This window comes from Bradyrhizobium sp. McL0615, assembly GCF_049993905.1.
Lineage (GTDB): Bacteria > Pseudomonadota > Alphaproteobacteria > Rhizobiales > Xanthobacteraceae > Bradyrhizobium.
In genome coordinates this window covers 1688556-1705568 of record NZ_CP188254.1, presented here as the reverse complement: position 1 = coordinate 1705568, position 17013 = coordinate 1688556, and the positions used below count along the sequence as shown (strand labels likewise).

At 58.4% G+C, this 17013-nt stretch carries 13 protein-coding genes and 1 pseudogene; 4 read left to right on the top strand and 10 right to left on the bottom strand.

Going from position 1 to position 17013, the window contains the following annotated elements; all coding sequences use genetic code 11:
• Positions 1 to 788: 788 nt before the first annotated feature.
• The 6 genes and pseudogenes from ACPPVP_RS08100 to ACPPVP_RS08075 all read right to left on the bottom strand — a co-directional run.
• A pseudogene (locus tag ACPPVP_RS08100) lies at positions 789 to 1144 on the bottom strand (ShlB/FhaC/HecB family hemolysin secretion/activation protein); the annotation flags it as partial.
• Between the two features lie 2030 nt (positions 1145 to 3174).
• On the bottom strand, positions 3175 to 3351 hold the full coding sequence (locus tag ACPPVP_RS08095; RefSeq protein WP_426532949.1) for a DUF2934 domain-containing protein: 177 nt from the start codon (positions 3349 to 3351) through the stop codon (positions 3175 to 3177).
• Positions 3352 to 3428: 77 nt separating this feature from the next.
• On the bottom strand, positions 3429 to 3632 hold the full coding sequence (locus ACPPVP_RS08090) for a CsbD family protein (RefSeq protein WP_426532947.1): 204 nt from the start codon (positions 3630 to 3632) through the stop codon (positions 3429 to 3431).
• A gap of 1927 nt (positions 3633 to 5559) precedes the next feature.
• On the bottom strand, positions 5560 to 6693 hold the full coding sequence (locus ACPPVP_RS08085; protein WP_426532945.1) for a YihY/virulence factor BrkB family protein: 1134 nt from the start codon (positions 6691 to 6693) through the stop codon (positions 5560 to 5562).
• Positions 6694 to 6884: 191 nt separating this feature from the next.
• On the bottom strand, positions 6885 to 7598 hold the full coding sequence (locus tag ACPPVP_RS08080) for an HAD family hydrolase (RefSeq protein ID WP_426532943.1): 714 nt from the start codon (positions 7596 to 7598) through the stop codon (positions 6885 to 6887).
• A gap of 67 nt (positions 7599 to 7665) precedes the next feature.
• Positions 7666 to 8043, bottom strand: coding sequence for a response regulator (locus ACPPVP_RS08075; RefSeq protein ID WP_426532941.1), 378 nt, complete (start codon positions 8041 to 8043; stop codon positions 7666 to 7668).
• Between the two features lie 437 nt (positions 8044 to 8480).
• Between ACPPVP_RS08075 and ACPPVP_RS08070 the strand changes: the two genes are divergently transcribed.
• The 3 genes from ACPPVP_RS08070 to ACPPVP_RS08060 all read left to right on the top strand — a co-directional run bounded on the left by ACPPVP_RS08070 (position 8481) and on the right by ACPPVP_RS08060 (position 11583).
• Entirely contained in the window at positions 8481 to 8792 is a 312-nt protein-coding gene (locus tag ACPPVP_RS08070; protein WP_426532939.1) for a hypothetical protein, read from the top strand.
• 142 nt (positions 8793 to 8934) lie between these two features.
• Positions 8935 to 10866, top strand: a complete 1932-nt coding sequence (locus ACPPVP_RS08065) for a PAS domain S-box protein (protein WP_426537730.1) — start codon at positions 8935 to 8937, stop codon at positions 10864 to 10866.
• A 591-nt stretch (positions 10867 to 11457) separates the two neighbouring features.
• Positions 11458 to 11583, top strand: coding sequence for a hypothetical protein (locus tag ACPPVP_RS08060; RefSeq protein WP_426532937.1), 126 nt, complete (start codon positions 11458 to 11460; stop codon positions 11581 to 11583).
• 99 nt (positions 11584 to 11682) lie between these two features.
• Here the strand turns inward: ACPPVP_RS08060 and ACPPVP_RS08055 are convergent, their stop codons facing one another.
• Positions 11683 to 12012, bottom strand: a complete 330-nt coding sequence (locus ACPPVP_RS08055) for a DUF4118 domain-containing protein (protein WP_426532931.1) — start codon at positions 12010 to 12012, stop codon at positions 11683 to 11685.
• Positions 12013 to 12146: 134 nt separating this feature from the next.
• A complete protein-coding gene (locus ACPPVP_RS08050) occupies positions 12147 to 12647 on the bottom strand; it encodes a ferritin-like domain-containing protein (RefSeq protein WP_426532929.1) in 501 nt (166 codons plus the stop codon).
• A gap of 296 nt (positions 12648 to 12943) precedes the next feature.
• Between ACPPVP_RS08050 and ACPPVP_RS08045 the strand changes: the two genes are divergently transcribed.
• Positions 12944 to 14536 (top strand): MEDS domain-containing protein, encoded by a 1593-nt coding sequence (locus tag ACPPVP_RS08045; protein WP_426532927.1) that lies wholly within the window; start codon positions 12944 to 12946, stop codon positions 14534 to 14536.
• A 305-nt stretch (positions 14537 to 14841) separates the two neighbouring features.
• Here ACPPVP_RS08045 and ACPPVP_RS08040 read toward each other — a convergent pair whose 3' ends face one another.
• Together ACPPVP_RS08040 and ACPPVP_RS08035 are read right to left on the bottom strand one after the other, a co-directional pair.
• The gene (locus tag ACPPVP_RS08040; protein WP_426532925.1) at positions 14842 to 15204 is read right to left on the bottom strand and encodes a PRC-barrel domain-containing protein; all 363 of its coding nucleotides are present in this window, start codon (positions 15202 to 15204) and stop codon (positions 14842 to 14844) included.
• 631 nt (positions 15205 to 15835) lie between these two features.
• Positions 15836 to 16972, bottom strand: a complete 1137-nt coding sequence (locus tag ACPPVP_RS08035) for an AI-2E family transporter (RefSeq protein WP_426532923.1) — start codon at positions 16970 to 16972, stop codon at positions 15836 to 15838.
• Between the last annotated feature and the right edge of the window lie 41 nt (positions 16973 to 17013).

Below are 17013 nucleotides of genomic sequence, written 5' to 3'. Positions count from 1 at the left end.
CCTGCCCGATTCAAAATATTGACTGGCTTTCCTACTTCGGGTGTCCGACACTTGGTCCATCACCGCACCGTCCTGTGGCAGTTATCGGTGATGAGAACGCAAGTCGCGCTTACGCCTTTCCAGGAATGGAGCAGCGCATGCAGCAGCATACACGCCATTTCAAACAAGCCGCCCCACTAAATCAACGCTTGACTGAAGAGGCGCAACGTCTTCGCAAAGAAGCAAAGGGAACTGCGGCAGGTTTTGCGCGTGAGCAACTTATCCGGCCTGCTCCGCAGGCTGAGACAGCCGCGCATGCAGGAGTGGCATGCATCCCACGGTCTGCTTCCGCCGCGCTAACGCGGACCCGCGGAGCTTCACCAGGTTAGGAATTCTTGGCCAGGGGAGAACTTGATGAGCAGAATGAGTTGGCCGATGATGGCCGCCTTCGTTGCTATGGGTGTGATAGCCCTTATGCTAATTTCGGGACCGTGGAGTCCAAGAGTAGTCGAGAAGGACGCGGCCGGAGAAGTTGTCGGCGGTCCGCCTCGCCCCCTAGCACCGGGAACAACGATTACTACCGCGCCCGTTCCGGCTGAAGCAACCCCCTAGGGCAAGGAACTTTTCGCCAACACTGGCGTCTCTGCAGTATGCCTTCGGGCATGCAATCTGGTCTCGACTTCACGGCCCCCAGCCTCCCAAGTAAGGGGCCGTTCTTTTGTGGAGGAACGTTTGTTAAAACGGCCCCAGCCAGGTGCAATAGCCAGGGCCGCCAACCGACGGGGGTTTAAGCCCTCCGTCAGAAACAACCGGATGCCCGCGCCAGCTAAGGTGAGTGAAGACCATCGCTGGGACGGTAGCCATCGTTCCAAGCAAGTCCAGCGTCGACAAAACCGTAAAGCTGATAGCCGTTCAGATCTTGATAGCTGGATTTTTGATCGAAGCGCAGTTCGACAGTCCCAGCTACACCATTGTCGCCGCTGATTTCGGCACTTCCATAACCGCGTCCGAACGCCAGGACACCGAGATAGAATTGCTGCGAGGTGAGGAGCGGACCCGACGCAATCTGCCCCGCCGTGGCAAGTTTCACGGACCATGCATCCCACAAGGTCTGGTACCGCGTGAACCAGAACTTCAGCACGGAGAAAGTCGGAGACGCGCCATCATGGAGGGTACTCAGGAATATCTCGCTGAGGAGTTCATCGACGCTCAAAGCAAGAGGCGGCCGGGGCGGTATCGACCGAGGCAAATGGCGAGGAATTTTGGCGCTGGGATACGAAAAGTCCGGCACCATTTGCGGAGCCGGACTGATCGGAAGTATCGCCTACCCTCAGTAGCAATGACCTCAAAGGAACCGTGACGCTCATTCAGCTTAATCATATGCAGTAGAGTGCGCTTTGGTGGACTCTGCCGAGACAGCGTCCTCGGTGCCTTCACAACGTGTTGTGCCCCCGAACTTTCTCGAGCTGCATTCGTTTCAACTTTGGGAAACCCCATTCGGTGGGGCCTAGGAACTGAATGCTAACAAAGGATGGCCATGCGAGCCAATCTAGTCCTTCTCGGTTATGTAATAGCACTGAGTTCCGGTCTAATCGTTCAAACTTCAGCCGTTTCGCAGGAGTATCGGGGAACACAGGAACAACAGATGGCCTGCACGCCCGACGTCTGGCGGCTATGCGGCGCGCAGGTGCCCGATGTTGGGAGAATTGTCGCTTGTTTACGTCGGAATGCCTCGCAACTCAGCGCGCCTTGTCGCGCTGCTGTTGAACAGACAGATAATGCGCGAGGACGGAGCGAAGACAATGAGCAAAGGCGTTACGGGCGAAATCAGGGGCCCAGGCGATACGACAGAGACTACGTCCCGCGACGTTACGAGTATGACGACGAATGACGGCCACGTGCGATGGTGATGAGCGCCAGGATGCCATAATCGTTCAATCGAGCGCTTCCATGAATGGAGCACTACCGAGTTCGCAGTTATGTATCATCGGCCGGGCCGTAAGCAAACAAAACCATCGAGAGTATCTGCGTCCGCGCGTCCGCTAAGAGAGATTCGCGTCATTCTGAGCGCGCGCTGATTATTCAGGCGCCCCCCGATAAACAGAAGATGGATGGTACAGAAGCGCTGACAACAGCCCCGATCCGCCGACCGCTAATCCACCTGTGCATCACTCCAGATTGAACAGACCTCTCACTAGCTGTCCCGAAATTATATTCCCGAATGACAATCTGTTAGGCGGTGCGCTCGTCGCTGTGCCGCTCTTGGCGACCGACATCGTCGATACCGCCCGCGGCGCTTTGGCTGCAACCTCGTTCACCTGTTTCTTGGCCTTAGGTTTCCTCTTTTCAGCGGTCGCAACCGGGATACGAGGAATGGCTGGTGCGGATGCCCGCACCTGCTGAGGCGGCTCGTCTGTAGCTGCATCTGCAGGTGTCGGAGGAGGAACTATTGTTGGAAGGTTCGTGTCGATGACAATCCGTTCCGGCGACTGTTGTATTGACGCAATCCGGATCACTGGCCTGTTGATTTCATCACCTAGCGGATCCGCCAAAGATTGCGGTAGGAACCAATTTGTTACGAACAGCAACGCGAACAGCGCTGTCCCGACCCAGGCCATGTACCGTCCGATAGGCATAACCATCTCCGCCAGAGGACCTGACGAGAGCAAACGCCGTATTCCCTGACAGTCCGTAACTGAACGTGGTTACCGCGGGAATTGCTGTTGATGAGGTCGTTCCAAAGGCAAGTTCGCTTTGCCGGCCATTTCCGCGCAAGCTTCATTGCAATTAGGGAGGTGAGGGAACTGAATTCTTGCTGCTGCTGAACCGGCATATGCGCACGCTGCGATGATGAGCACCCTAACGATCTCGAACATCTGCCGCCCCTTATTGCTTGTTGGAGGCAGCCTAGACCGGATTCGTTTCCGACCGTTTAGGGAAACTGGTTTTCACGTCATTGATCAACTTGGTAAACAGGCATCTCACATCAAGTGATCGCGAGGGACCATCATAGATCGCTATTCTTGTTCGCAGTTAGCGAGGAGAGCGTCATCTGCATGTACATCAACGATTGGTTTGCCTAGGGGGCGCGCGAGCAGCGAAAGCGCTTGCCGCTGCTTTAGAATGCAATCGAATCAGAGAGTCTAGTCCGTCCCGATGGCCCGGGCCGGACCGTCTCCTGATCAGGCTTGCGTATCAAATTGGCAAGTTGTCCGTCATGCCGGGTGGTAGTTCGCCCGGCTCGGTCTGTTTCCGAAGCAATTCCTTTTCCGCTTGATACCAGAATGCGTCGGACTGCCCTTGAGGTTCACCCGCATCCTTCCATAGTTGGAATGCCCTGGCGCGGACTTCTTCGTCGGACGGAGTCGCCATCCATCCCTCCTAAGGCTGTGCCAGTCGTGATTGCATTCAAAGGAAAGGGCCCTGCTTTCGCAAAGCCCCTTCGCTGATCACCAACCTTGACGACCGTACCAATCGTTGATCTCTTTCTGCGCCTGGTCTTTTGCGTAACCATAACGCTCTTGCAGACGACCTTCGAGCTGGTCTTGTTTACCTGCGATGACGTCTAGATCATCGTCGGTCAACTTGCCCCACTGCTCCTTAACCTTACCTTTCATTTCCTTCCAGCTGCCTTCCACACGATTCCAATCCATCGCTTAGCCTCCTCTAATTGACAGTCAGGCAACTGCATCAGAATTCATTCGTTCCATTGGCGGCTGCGACACGTTGGGCACGATGGCTTGCTGATCGGCTAACTTCATTACGTTCACTTTGGAACACAATTAGCGATCTAGTCATCCTCATCGTGGTTTGCTCGGCGGCTAGTGTCTGCTCAGGATTGGTTGGGACACTCGTTGGATTTCTTGTTTCATCCGACTCGTGATCGTCAGTTGTGAGCCTGGCAGTTGCTGGAATAGGATCGTTACCTGACCAGCCTTGTTTGATCCTGTCCGTTACAGGCTGTGTGTGTGAGTTGGATTTGCGGTTTGTATTCGACGGTTGGGGCAGTCTGCTCGGAGGATGAGAGATTGGTTTTGATGGTCAGCCAGCACCGTCTCGTGCCCCGCGGCACTCAGTCGTCCTCCTGAAGGTTGATGCGCGATCTTCCGTCCCCCGCTGCAGCCTCTATCTGAGCTCATCCGCAGGAACGAAAGGTCGGACATCGACTTGTTTCCCAGTTTTTAATGGAGTGGCTCCCGTGCGTGGATGCTGGTTGGCCCTTGATCGTGACGACCGATGACACCCGAGCCCCGTAAGTTCGATCGAGACGAGGTCATCGTCTGCATGGTGGTCGCCGTTTGCCTCGGCAACGCAATGATCTCCGTCATCTACCGTATTTTGGGTTGATTGAGGGGCACCCGTTGGCAAACAACTTGAAAAGACCGTGGACCGCAGATGACGATAAGCGGCTGATCGAGTTCCGCGCGTCCGGCCGCTCTAATATCTCAATTGGGGTAGCGCTTAGACGTAGCGCATCCGCGGTAAAGGGAAGGCTTGCAACGTTGGCAAAGAAGCCGGATAGCCACGACCAAAGGCAACGAGACGAATGAGATGCTTCTTAGCACTCAATCGAGCGGGAGGCTCCGGCAGGTCGAATCAGCACCCTCCCCGGCCAAAATGGATCGTCTTGAAGCTGCCGACCCGGTCGCCATCCGCCGGCTGGTAGAATTGGGGTTGAAGGCACCGCGACCATTGGCCGGTTCAGGATCTGGAAATCCCGGCGTCGGGCGGGAAGGAAAACGCTGATAGTGAGGCGCAACCCTCCGTCGCCGCGGAAGCCGGTTCCCGCAATGAGGAAATCACCGCTGGGCTGGCGCCCCCAAGCGGGGACCAACTAATTGCCATTCTCATGGACCGCGATGAGATTAAGTCGATTTCTGATCTGTTCAATAACACGGTTGCCACGATATCTCGCTGCGGATTCTGTGCCCCAGGTAGACTGGGAGCGTGGCTGCGGGCGCGGCCGACTTTCGTTTGAGTGAAGATGGGAAGCTCGCTTTGATTCGAGTAATGGATGGCGAGGTTCCAGCCAGGTAGTGTCTGTCGCATCTCTGGAAGAAGCGGCACTGTGGACAGCAGTCCCGGGCTTCAACGTTCTTCGCCTGCCACTCGCGCCTGCGCCAGTCGCGAGGATAATCGCACCCTCAGTTTACGCCTCGTCTGTTGAGTGCCTCGCGTGAGATGGCACCGCATCCCTCACCGGCGACGAAACGCCTGCCGCGGGCGGCCTCTTTTCTTTCAACCCTGTCCGGATTCCGAAAGCGGCGAGTGACCCGCCTACCGGAGCAAAAGCGGCGTAATCATTGGACGTGAGTACTGGGTCCAACATTCTTTCGCTTTCGCTCGCGGCTCGCGAGGACGTATCGCGGGAATGACCAGGCGTTTACTACCTCTGAAGCGCAGCTACGAATAACCGAAACGCGGCGACCAAAGCCCAAGCGATAAGGCCAGAGAATATTGCGAGCATCAGGTCCGGCCGCCCGGACTCGCGGATCGCATCGCGCATTTCACGCCTCGTCCGATCCCAGAAGTCATTCATTCTGACCGAACTCGCCATCTGCAGCCGTCTTACGTTTCTTGTTAGCTCTTCGCTGCGCCAACAGAATCAGCCATATGAGCGCCGCGTGTGCCGAGCGGCTTTCGGTGGCCCGTCGTCGTGTCGCGCGCGGTTTGATGTTCGATCTCGGCATTAAGCTCCGCCCCCAGTAATATCACGATCGCTGAAATCCAAAGCCAGGTCATGAAGCCAATGACCGCGCCCAGCGAACCGTAGGTCGCGTTGAAATTGCCGAAGTTGGCGGCGTAGAAGGAGAATAGCGCTGATCCTGCGAGCCACAGCAGCGCTGCCGCGACACTGCCCCATGAGATCCATCGCCACCGCGGGGCCGCGCGGCTTGGCCCGAAGCGATAGATCAGCGCCAGCGCAACGGCCAAGCCGAGAGCGAGAGCCGGCCATCTCGCGATGCGCAGCAGGAGATCTGTGAAGTCCGTCAAGCCCATGTATGTGAGCGCTACCGGCAACACGGCGACCGCGGCAATGGCGACCAGAATGAATGCGACCGCTGCCGCGGTAAACGTGAGCGAAATCGCGTTCAGCTTAATGAAGCCCCGCTTCTCCTCCTCCGCGTAAACAATGTTCAGAGTGTCGAAAAGAGATTTCATCGCCGCGTTCGCGCTCCACAAGGACACGGCAAGGCCGATCGCAAAGGTGACCCCGAGCGTCCCTTCGCCGTTCGAAGCAAGCCGAGTCAGCTGGTCGCGCGCCACGTCGAGCGCGCCGGAGGGGATGAATCCGGATACCGCGTTGAGGTGCGCCGCGATTGCGCCGGGATCTGCAAACAGACCGTAGATCGCGACAAGCGCCGCAAGCGCCGGAAATATCGCAAGAAGGCTGTAGAAGGTCATGCCCGCGGCGAGCGCAAGTACCCGGTGGTCCGAAATGTTTCGGTAGACGCGCAGCAGAATGTCTTTCCAGCCGCGCGCGGGAATTTCAGAGGGGGCGCTCGCGTGCCGGCCCCGTCCGGGTTCGAGCGCCTCGCGAGACGTGCCGTTTCTGCCGTGCGGCGAAGCAAATCCCCCTGCCCGCGCATGGCCGGTTTTTTCTTCTTTACCGTCCGGCACCAAGTACGCCACCGCAACAGCGGCGGCGAGCGTTGCAAACGCTCCGAGCGCCGAGGCGCGGCCGCTGACTTCATTCGTTTTAGTGGTTGGCATCGTAGGGGCAGCTTTCCGCCAGATTGCTCCTGTCAATGCGGCGGGACGTTTCTCGTTCCTGGGACGCGGATGGCCTTCTGCATCTCGGATGTCGCGGTCTTAGGCGTTCCGGTCTCTTGGAGGGAAATGTCTTGAGTGTTCAAGCACTCGGTTGCACCCGCTTCGGCACACAAGCGCATGGCGCTCTGGCGTCACGCGCTTCGAAGCCGCGGATAAATTGAGGGGCGCTTCACTGGCACCTTCGCGTCTATCTTGGCTTCACCTTCTTCGATCCTGGGAAGAAGCGCTTTCAAATCTTCCGCCACGGCGAAACAGCCGGCTTCTGAAAGCACCTGAGCCGAGAAGCCCCCGGTAAGAACCCCCGCGGCCTTCGTGCCTGCTTCGAGCCCGGCCTCGGCGTCATACGGCGTGTCGCCGATCATCACGGATTGTGATCCGGGAAGCCCCAGCTTCCAGAGCGCCATGCCGACAAGACGCGGATCGGGCTTGCCGTGCTCCACATCGTCGCCACACGCTGTCGCGGTGATCAGATCGTCTACTTTTAGGACCGAAAGATAATGCTTGAACGCAGCTCCCTTGCAGTCAGTCGCAAGAGCTATCCGGCCGCCGCGCTCTATGAGAGCACGGAAGACATCGCGGACGCCGTCGAACGGCTTCACGCTCTGAAGATAATCGCGCTCGTAAATCTCACCCTGCGCTTTCAGGATATCCTTCCGCTCCTTCTCCTCTGCGTCCGGCAGCAGAAGCTGCAGCGTCTGGTCGCCGTCGAGCCCGGAATAGAGATGAAGAGTATCGTGGTCCGCGCTGCAGCCAAAACGTTCAAGAGCGTCCTGCAGACTCTTAAGGTTCTGCGGGACGCTGTCCACCAGCGTGCCTTCGACATCGAAAATGAATCCTGAAAACATCGCCCGCTCCCGGCTCACCCGAAACACAAGAAGAATGTCCGGTAACAGCAGGGGTTCCTCGCAGAATTCAGGCGACAAGCTGGCGCAGCGCCGAAATTATCTCGTCCGATGCGTAGGGCTTCCTGAAGAACCGCGCGCCCTGCGGTAGGTCGGCGTCCGCCGTGAGATGGCCCGACACGACGACAAGCTTGATCGGCGGCCACCTATTGCGAACAGCTGCCGCGAGCCTGATGCCGTCCATGGAGCCCGGCATCCGCACGTCCGTGAACACGATGCTGATATCGTCCCGGGATTCAAGAATTCGGATAGCCTCGTCCGCATTGGGCACGAGGATAGCTTCGAGACCCGCATCGCCCACAATGTCGCCGGCCATCAGGAGAAGAAGCGGCTCATCCTCGACAACCAATACGAATTTTCTGCCGGGAGGGGCATCTTCCTGAACCATAATGCTACCTGCGACAATACGTCTGACACAAAACTGAACCACGATAAGTCTCTGTATTGGTTAGTGTTCCAGAAGAGCCTGCGGCGGCTACTGTATTTACGACTGAGGGTTAAGAAAGCCAGTTCCAGTGGCCGGAACTTCCGCCACTGTTCAAATCGTGGGCTGAAAGCAGTTTGGGAGTCGCCGCTTCAAACTAGCGCTTTCTTCGGAAGAGCGTTTCCTTCAGCAAGCTGTGGAGATTAAACGAGCCGCTGAAACCCTGCCGTCTCGCGGCCAGCGCGAGCAGCTTCTAAAGCTGACACATGATGCGGACGCCGCCCGCATCGACGGATGGCTCACCTCGCCGGGCCTGCAGCCGCCGAAGTGAATTCGTAAAGTTCAGGAACCGGAGCGTTCGGGGCGGTGTTGTCCCAAATCCTTAATCAGGAGCTCCGGCCATGAAGACAAGATATTTTCTGCTCACGGGCTGCGCGGCAATGCTTCTCAGCACCGGCATTGCGCAGGCGGGACCGTGCAACACCGCAAACAAGGATGCTGGCTCGGGCCCCACGCCCGGCGCGAGTGCTCAGGCAACGACGACAGGAACGGCCACGCGCCCGGAAGAGCATCCGCCGACAGGGGCGATGAACAAGGCTTCGGGTGACACGGCGGCCTCATCGCAGGACACGCAGCGGCAGATGCAGGGCCAGCCGACCGCGGCGCAGGAAGCGCAGGGCGCGAAGGCCAAGGCGGGAAACAACGACTGCTGAGCGCTACGTATCCTACCAGTCGTCAAGGGCGGCCCGTTTTGGCCGCCCTTTCTTATGGCAAGTATTTGAGAAAAAGGAACTTTATGAGATTACCTGCGTGTTTCTGTTAAGCCAGATTTTCATTGGAACCGCCGGAGTGGCTTTGGAGTATCGGGACAGATTTGAGGCCGCTCAGTCGGCAGACGGCCGTTACCGCATGCTGGTTGAGGCGGTCACTGACTACGCGATCTACATGCTGGACCCGACCGGGGTTATTAGCAGCTGGAATCCCGGGGCGCGGCGCTTCAAGGGTTACGAGGAATCCGAAATCATCGGCGAGCATTTCTCCCGCTTCTATACAGACGAGGATCGCGCCTCCGGCCTGCCGCAAAGGGCGCTTGAGACGGCGGCGTGCGAAGGCAAGTTCGAGAGCGAAGGCTGGCGCGTGCGCAAGGACGGCAGTCGCTTCTGGGCCTACGTCATCATCGATCCCATCCGCGACCGGAGCGGCAAATTGCTCGGCTACGCCAAGGTCACGCGCGATCTGACGGAGCGGCGCGCGGCTGAGGCCGAGCTGCGCAAGAGCCAGGAGCAGTTCCAGCTGCTCGTGCAGGGCGTCACCGACTACGCGATTTATCTTCTGACGCCGCAGGGCAACGTATCGAGCTGGAATTCAGGTGCGGAACGGATCAAGGGCTACAAGCCGGAAGAGATTATCGGGCGACACTTTTCAACCTTCTACACGGAGGAAGATCGCAAGGCAGGATTGCCGGAAATCGCTCTGGAGACGGCGCGCGCGGAAGGACGGTTCGAGCGGGAGGGCATTCGTATCCGCAAGGACGGCACGCAGTTCTGGGCGAACGTCGTGGTCGACGCGATCAAGGACACGGAGGGGGCGCTCATTGGCTTCGCCAAGATAACTCGCGACATTACCGAGCGCAAGAAGGCGGAAGAAGAGCTGGAGCGAACCCGGGAAGCTCTTATCCAGTCGCAGAAAATGGAAGCCATCGGCCATCTCACCGGCGGCGTCGCGCATGACTTCAACAATCTTCTTATGGCGATCCAGGGCAGCCTCGAACTTCTAAGGCGGCGCATGCCCGCAGATCCGCAGCTAACCCAGTTTCTTGACAACGCGCTGCAGGGAGCTCAGCGCGGCGCGGCTTTGACGCAGCGCATGCTGGCCTTCGCGCGCAGGCAGGAGCTGAACCTCCAGGCAGTCGACATCACGGACCTGGTCCGCGGCATGACGGATTTGCTTCAAAGCTCGCTCGGCCCGTCCGTCCAGATCGAAACCCGCTTTCCGCTCGGCCTGCCGAAGATAACGGCCGACGCAAACCAACTGGAGCTGGCGCTGCTCAATCTTGCAATGAACGCCAGAGACGCGATGCCAAACGGCGGCTCCATCGTCATTTCCGCGCACGAGCGGCGGGTAACGAAGGAGCCGGGCATCAAGCCGGGCCGCTATGCGTGCGTCTCCGTCACGGACACGGGAACCGGCATGGACGAAGAAACCCTTATGCACGCCATAGAGCCGTTTTACACGACCAAAGGCGTCGGCAAGGGAACAGGGCTGGGGCTGCCCATGGTGCACGGCATGACGGAGCAGTCAGGCGGGAAGCTGGTCCTTAAGAGCAAGCCCGGCGAAGGTACCACCGTTGAACTTTGCCTGCCGCTTTCAAACTCTGACGACGAGAGACCGGCAGACGCCCCTGTCCGCGCGGAGGCTCCCAAAACCCGCGCGCTTACAATCGTCAGCGTTGACGACGATCCCCTTGTTGCCTTCAACACATGCGCGATGCTTGAGGACCTCGGTCACACCGTCTTCTGCGCGTCCAGCGGGCCTGAGGCACTAAACCTTCTGCGCCGGCATAACGTCGACCTTCTGATCTCGGATCACGTAATGCCCGGCATGACCGGCATCGCGCTTGCGAATGCCGCGCTGACCGAATGGCCCGGTCTGCCCATCATCATTGCCACCGGCTATTCGGAGCTGCCGGACGGAGCGGGTAAAAATCTGCCGAAGCTTGCAAAACCGTTCTTCCAGGAAGACCTTGCCGGCGCGATAGCGGCGATCAAAAGCCTTTCCGCTTCCTGAAATATTAGCCGACGGGCGGCACCGCACTTTCCTGAACACCCAAAGAGACGCCTGCCGTCTCGCCAGCGCTGCCGCACGGCTGCGCTCGCGGGCCCTGCGCCCAGCGGAAATCGCGAACGCGATACCAAGGTCAGGATCATAAAGCCGGTGTCCGCGCCCAGACGACTTAAACGTCTTCCAACTTCACTGAACGAGTCGAGTCATTAAAGCGAGTTCTGTGTCAGCGATCTTGTTTGATGATGTTGCGAGGCCTGCAGCTCCAAGATGAAACTGCCCAGCAAAAGAAAAAGGCGCTTATCGCGCAGCTCCTCGTTGCTGCCGAAGGAGCGGAGGACGCGGACGCCCGCGTACGTCCCGCAGTGCGGGCTTCGGGGATCCCCGAAATGAATGCCGTCTTCATGCGCCAGGCCGCGTGAATTGTTCGAGCAATTCGCCCAGCCCTCCACTTAGTAGACTACCTACGCCACCTCTGCGTCACCGATGGCCGAAACGCACTAGCTGACATCTCCATCATCGCCCGATACCGACATCACTCCGCAAAATCCATCTGATTTAGCTGCTTATTCGGTTCAGGGCCAAAGACGTGCGGAGATGACGGCGGCATTGCTGCCGTATTTGCCTATCGTCCGCACATTCGTCGTCCTCGGCAACGTGGTGCCTTCCTTGCGGGGGCGGCTGATCCAGCGCATCGAAGCGGGGCTGCGCTCGGAAGACTGAACCGTCTTGGTCGCGCGAGCCAAAGTGGCCTGTCGCAGCGAGGCGTCAGTGGCTCCTTTGGAGTCGCAAGCTGATCTTGCCACCCCGCGTATTCATCTCTCAAAAGCGGAAATCGCGGGGTGCGGAGGAAGTGTCGGCAACGGGCCGATTGTGTTGAAAAAGTCCTTTTTTCGCTGATGAATGAAAATTGTGAGGACCGCTGGTGCGTCTCTCTCCGATCGCCCAGACGTTCGCCGGGTCGTCGACGGCAAGTGAGTTCCGTAAGAAAAAATTGAAGGTAAAAGCGCCAAGTATCGCCGAGCAGAGAGACGGGTCCAAACCGAGGTTATCGCCCGCGACGATCATTAGAACAACAAACACCAGCGATAGGTTAGGGATAGTCACCTTAGTGTCGAAACCGACAGCCACGACCGTAGCGGCGGCGGTCATTAGGTGAACTATGATCGCTCGAGTGGACGGCCGCTTAAACGTTCTCAAAGTAAGGCCCGCCGCCTAGCATTGTGATTGTTGTAAAACAGAATGCCCCCGCGTTTGCGGGGCATTCTTCGCTGAGCATTTTGATTTTACGCAGCTTGCGCCTGCTGATTGATCGCGGTCTTTGCGATTTCGGTCAGAGCCTCGTCGGTGGCCTCTTCCTCTTCGAGAGTTTCCTCAAGAAGCGAAACCGCGTCATCAAGACCCAACTCCTCCGCCCAGGCAATCATGGTGCCATAGCGGGAAATCTCGTAATGCTCGACCGCCTGCGCGGCAGCCAACAGGCCAGCGTCGAGAGCTGGCGAGCCCTTATATTCTTCCATGATCTCGGCGCCCTCTTCCGTGATACCGACGATGGCTGCGCAAGTTTTGCCCTGCGGCGTTTTTTCGATGATGGCAAACACCTGCTCCAGGCGCTCGATCTGGCCTTCGGTTTCGGTGCGGTGCTTTTCGAACGCGGCCTTGAGATCCTCGCTATGCGCAGCCTTTGCCATCTTCGGCAGGGTGGCGAGGATTTTCTTCTCCGCGAAGTAGATGTCCTTCAGGGTATCGTGAAACAGATCGTCAAGTGTCTTTGGCTCTTTCGCCATTTGCGCTTCTCCAATTGTTTTGAGGTTGTCGCATCACCGCTGGTGAAGCTGGGCGGCTAACGGGGCAACCTGTGAGTAGTTCCTAGCCGGGCGCATCCCCGCCGAAACTGGCCGCCCGTGCCCCCCGATTCGCCACTCTCCGCGTCCGGGGCCCTTTTCAGGAAGTGATCCGCAAGCATCGGCCAGCGCTGGCGCCTTGCTAAGTTCCGGGGCAAGTCAGATCCGTGTGCTGAAAAGCCCTTAAATTTGCAACCGTTACTGGCTTTCTGAAAAGCTACAGGCTACTTTGGCTGCAAATGAAGCCTTGGTCGCCGTCCGGACTGCAAACCGTTCCCCACCTCCAATGGGGCAGCCATCTAGCCCATTTTTTCGGGACAGGCGACGAACTGCGTGATGTCCTGGTGCCGTATTTCCAGGCCGGACTCGATAATAACGAACGATGCCTTTGGGTGACGGGCCAGGCATTTAACGCTGAAGAGGCGCGCTCGGCCCTGCGCGCGGTAGTACCCGATCTGGATAAGCGCGAACGCGAAAAGCAGATCGAAATCGCCAACGGCGACGAGTGGTACGCAAAGGGCGAAGCACTCCGCCCGCATGAGCTCGTGAACGGGCTCATCACCCTTGAACAGGATGCGCTTGGGCTCGGTTACGCAGGTCTTCGAACCAACGGAAACTGTGCGTGGGTATCCCAGGATCAGTGGGCGGATTTTCAGGATTACGAGAGGCTGGTTCAGAAGACCGTTCGCGGCCGGCGCATGATCTGCATGTGCAGTTACTGCGTCGATACGGTGGACGGTACACATCTTGAGATCATGGGCAACCACGATTTAACCGTGCCGAGCGCGAGTTCGGCTGCGCGCGGACGTCGCAGCTCAAATGTTATCGTGGCTGACGCATTTGCCACGGATGGGCTTGGCCACGTCGAGACGCTGGAGCGGCAGAAACGCACATTCGATCTTGCGATGTCAGCTTCGCGCATGGGGACGTGGCGCTATACCCTCGGTGACAACATCTGCGTATACGATGAGAACGCGCAGCGCCTGTATGGGCTGACCGAGGCGCGTTTCCTCCATGACGAAGAGGGAGTGAAATTCAAGTTTCACCCTGACGACATGGAGCTCATGTGGTCACGTGTCGGACAGGCTCTCGATCCCCGGGGCGATGGCCGGTATGACGTGGAATACAGGGTCCGGCAGCTCGATGGCAGCTGGCGCTGGTTAAGCGCGTGGGGCCTCGTTGAGTTCGAAGGCGATGGTCCTGACAGAAAGCCTGTGGCGATTGCCGGGGCGAGCATGGACCTCACGGAACGAAAACAAGCCGAAGACCTCCAGAAGATATTCTTCAATGAGCTTAATCACCGCGTCAAAAACACGCTCGCGACGATCCAGGCAATCACTGCGCAGACCTTGCGGGCCGCGAACGACCTTCCGTCAGCAAGAGTAGCCGTCGATCAGCGTATTCGCGCGATGGCGCAGGCTCATGATCTTCTGGTGTTGCGCGCCTGGGACGGCGCCGACTTAGCAGATGTTGCCAAGCGCGCTTTGCACGCTTTTACCCCTGCCCAGGTGCAAATGTCAGGCATTGCCGTCGACATTTCACCGAAGCACGCCCTCGCGCTGTCGCTGGCCTTGCATGAGCTGGCCACTAACGCCATCAAATACGGAGCGCTGTCACGGCCCGAAGGTCGTGTGAGCGTGCAATGGGGCGTTCAGGAAGGCATGTTGCATTTGGGTTGGGAAGAAAGCGGCGGCCCCCCGGTTTTGCCGCCAGCTCAAAAAGGCTTCGGCTCACGCCTGCTGGAAGACCTCCTTATCCGTGACTTGGGCGGCCACACGAAGCTGGATTACGATGCAGCCGGCGTACGATGCCGGATCACCGCGGCCCTTTAACTTTCCCCATCGGGTATCTGACGCTAATTTTTATGCTCGCGGGACAGCACTGTCCCGCCTCATGCGCACCGCTTGCCGGATGCGCCCGCGCAGGCTTACCCCAAATGCACGGCATCGCGCACGCTGTGATCAAGGCCATGACGTAGGGTGCTGCTCTCGCGCGTATCGCGCATCATCGGAAGTGTTCCGTTCACGGAACCGAAGGTCAAGCTGTCGACATGGGCCGGGCTGGCCTAGAGTTGGTCACCGGGCATTGGAATGAAAGACGCCCGCCGTTCAGGCGGGCTTTTCGTCAGAAAGTCGGCTCAGGTAGGGATAACGCCATAGTAATCATCGACGCCCCGAGTTCGGGTTCGATCCTCCCAACTCCAATCGTTGTCGCTGCCGTATTTGGGCGCACCCTGCAGCTGCTTTTCGGTGATGCCGGTCCGGTAGCCGCCAAGGCCGGTATCGTACTTGAGGGACTCCCACGGTAGCGGGTAATGATCGTCCCCGATGCCGAGAAAGCCGCCGAAGCTCAGGACGGCATACGAGACCTTGCCGGACCGCTTGTCGATCATGACGCGTTCGATCGAACCGATCTGGCCCTCATCGGCCCCGTAAACCGCTGTCCCCTCGACCTTGTCGCTGCCAATCAAGGTCATTGTTTCTCGTTCTTCCGTAGCCATGAGATCCTCCTTTCAAAAGGTGAAGGCTAACAACAGCATGAACCGAAGGTTCCTGGCTGTGGCCGGCGGACGCAGCACGGCCGATCATGACGGATTAAGCAAGGAGAGATGCCGAGGGTCACTCGGAGAGCGCGCGAAGCGCTGCTCAAGCCTTGTGATACCGGCCGACAGGGAACGTGCAATCGACTTCGTCGGGAAGGCCTCAGTTGGCTTCGGCCGCCCGTCATTGGCAATGCCACGACCGTAGTGTCCGCACTCGCTGCATAAAGATATGAGCCACTAGCTACGATCCCACTGCCGCCGTAAATTGATGGAAGCGGAAACGATGTGTTGTATGTCAGGCTCGTCCCATCGAACTTGTAGACGAGGATGCCGCCACGATAGCTGACGTAGATACTGCCGTTACTGACCGTCAGGCGTGGGCTTCCTTCTGCTGTTGATCAGTATACGCCAGACGGACGCCTTCCAAATTGATGCGTCTAGGAAATCTACATGGGCGCAAGCCAAATTATCGGACTTTGACCGACGCCCGCTGAGGGTCACAAGCTTACATCTCCATCATCGGCTAATCCCGACATCACTCAGCAAAATCCATCTGATTTAGCTGCTTATTCGGTCCGGGGCAAAACGCTTATTTCTGTTCCACAGCGGGTCGGAACACCCACGCGCGCCACACGGTCAACAGCGCTGCCATGATCACCGGCCCCAAAAACAAACCTATAAGACCAAAAGCAGCGAGACCGCCAAAAATTCCAACGAAAGCCAGAAGAAAGGGAAGCCGGGCCGAGCCGCCGACCAGGGTCGGCCACACGAAATGATCGCCGGCGAACATGACGATCACACCCCAGCAAAATACGCCCGCCGCCGCCAGTCCGCTGCCATCACCCGAGACCAAAACCAATGCCGCCGCGGTAAAGGCCACCCAGGCGCCGAAAGGGATCATCGCGAGAGCCGTCGTAAAGATGGTGAACAGTACCGCATTCGGCACGCCTGCGATGAGATAGCCAACGCCGATCAACAATCCCTCGCCCACCGCGACCAACACCGTGCCGTTCACCGTGCCGCGGGTGGCGTCTACCATCTTTTCAATCAGACCCTCCCCCGCCTCTCCAAAAAGGCGGTCGCTTGTCTCCAGGAAGCGGTTCGCGACCGAGCGGCCATTGCTTAGCAAGACGAACAACGTCAACAACGAAAAGAAAAGTAGAAACAGACGGTGTAGCAGTTGCCCACCAAGTGTTCTGAAGAGCTCCGACGCATTTTCAGAATTTACCGTCTTCAGCCAGGCGGTCGCGGCTTTGGGATCCGAGAGGTTGTCGCGCCACCACTGCTGCATGCTTTCTGCCGCGACTGGTAAGCGGCCAATCCACTCAGGCACTTCGATCCCGCTCTCTCCTGCCTTCTTCAGCCAGCCGATCAGCAGGTCACCTTGCTGCGCCACCTGGTAGACGGCAAGCGCCATGGGGGTAAACAGAATGAGCGCGACGATGAGGGTGAAAATGAACGCAGCCAAGTTCGAAGGGCCCAAGGTGGAGCGCTTCGCAAACTTGAGGTAGAGGGGCCATAGCGAAACCGCGAGAATTGTGGCCCAGATCAGCGCCGGCAGAAAGCTTGCAGCGGTCCACAACGCAAGGCCCACCAGCACCAACGCAAGCATGACGCGGGCCTTCACGCGTGCCGCGGCGTCCAATGGCAACGGCTTTCGATCCTCGCTGGCTTCGGTTTGCTCTGGGCGCTTCTTCGTAGCGCTCGGTTTAACGCGATCAGTCATTGCGGATTACGCGCGGTTCGCCCGTGGCAATGGGCCGATGA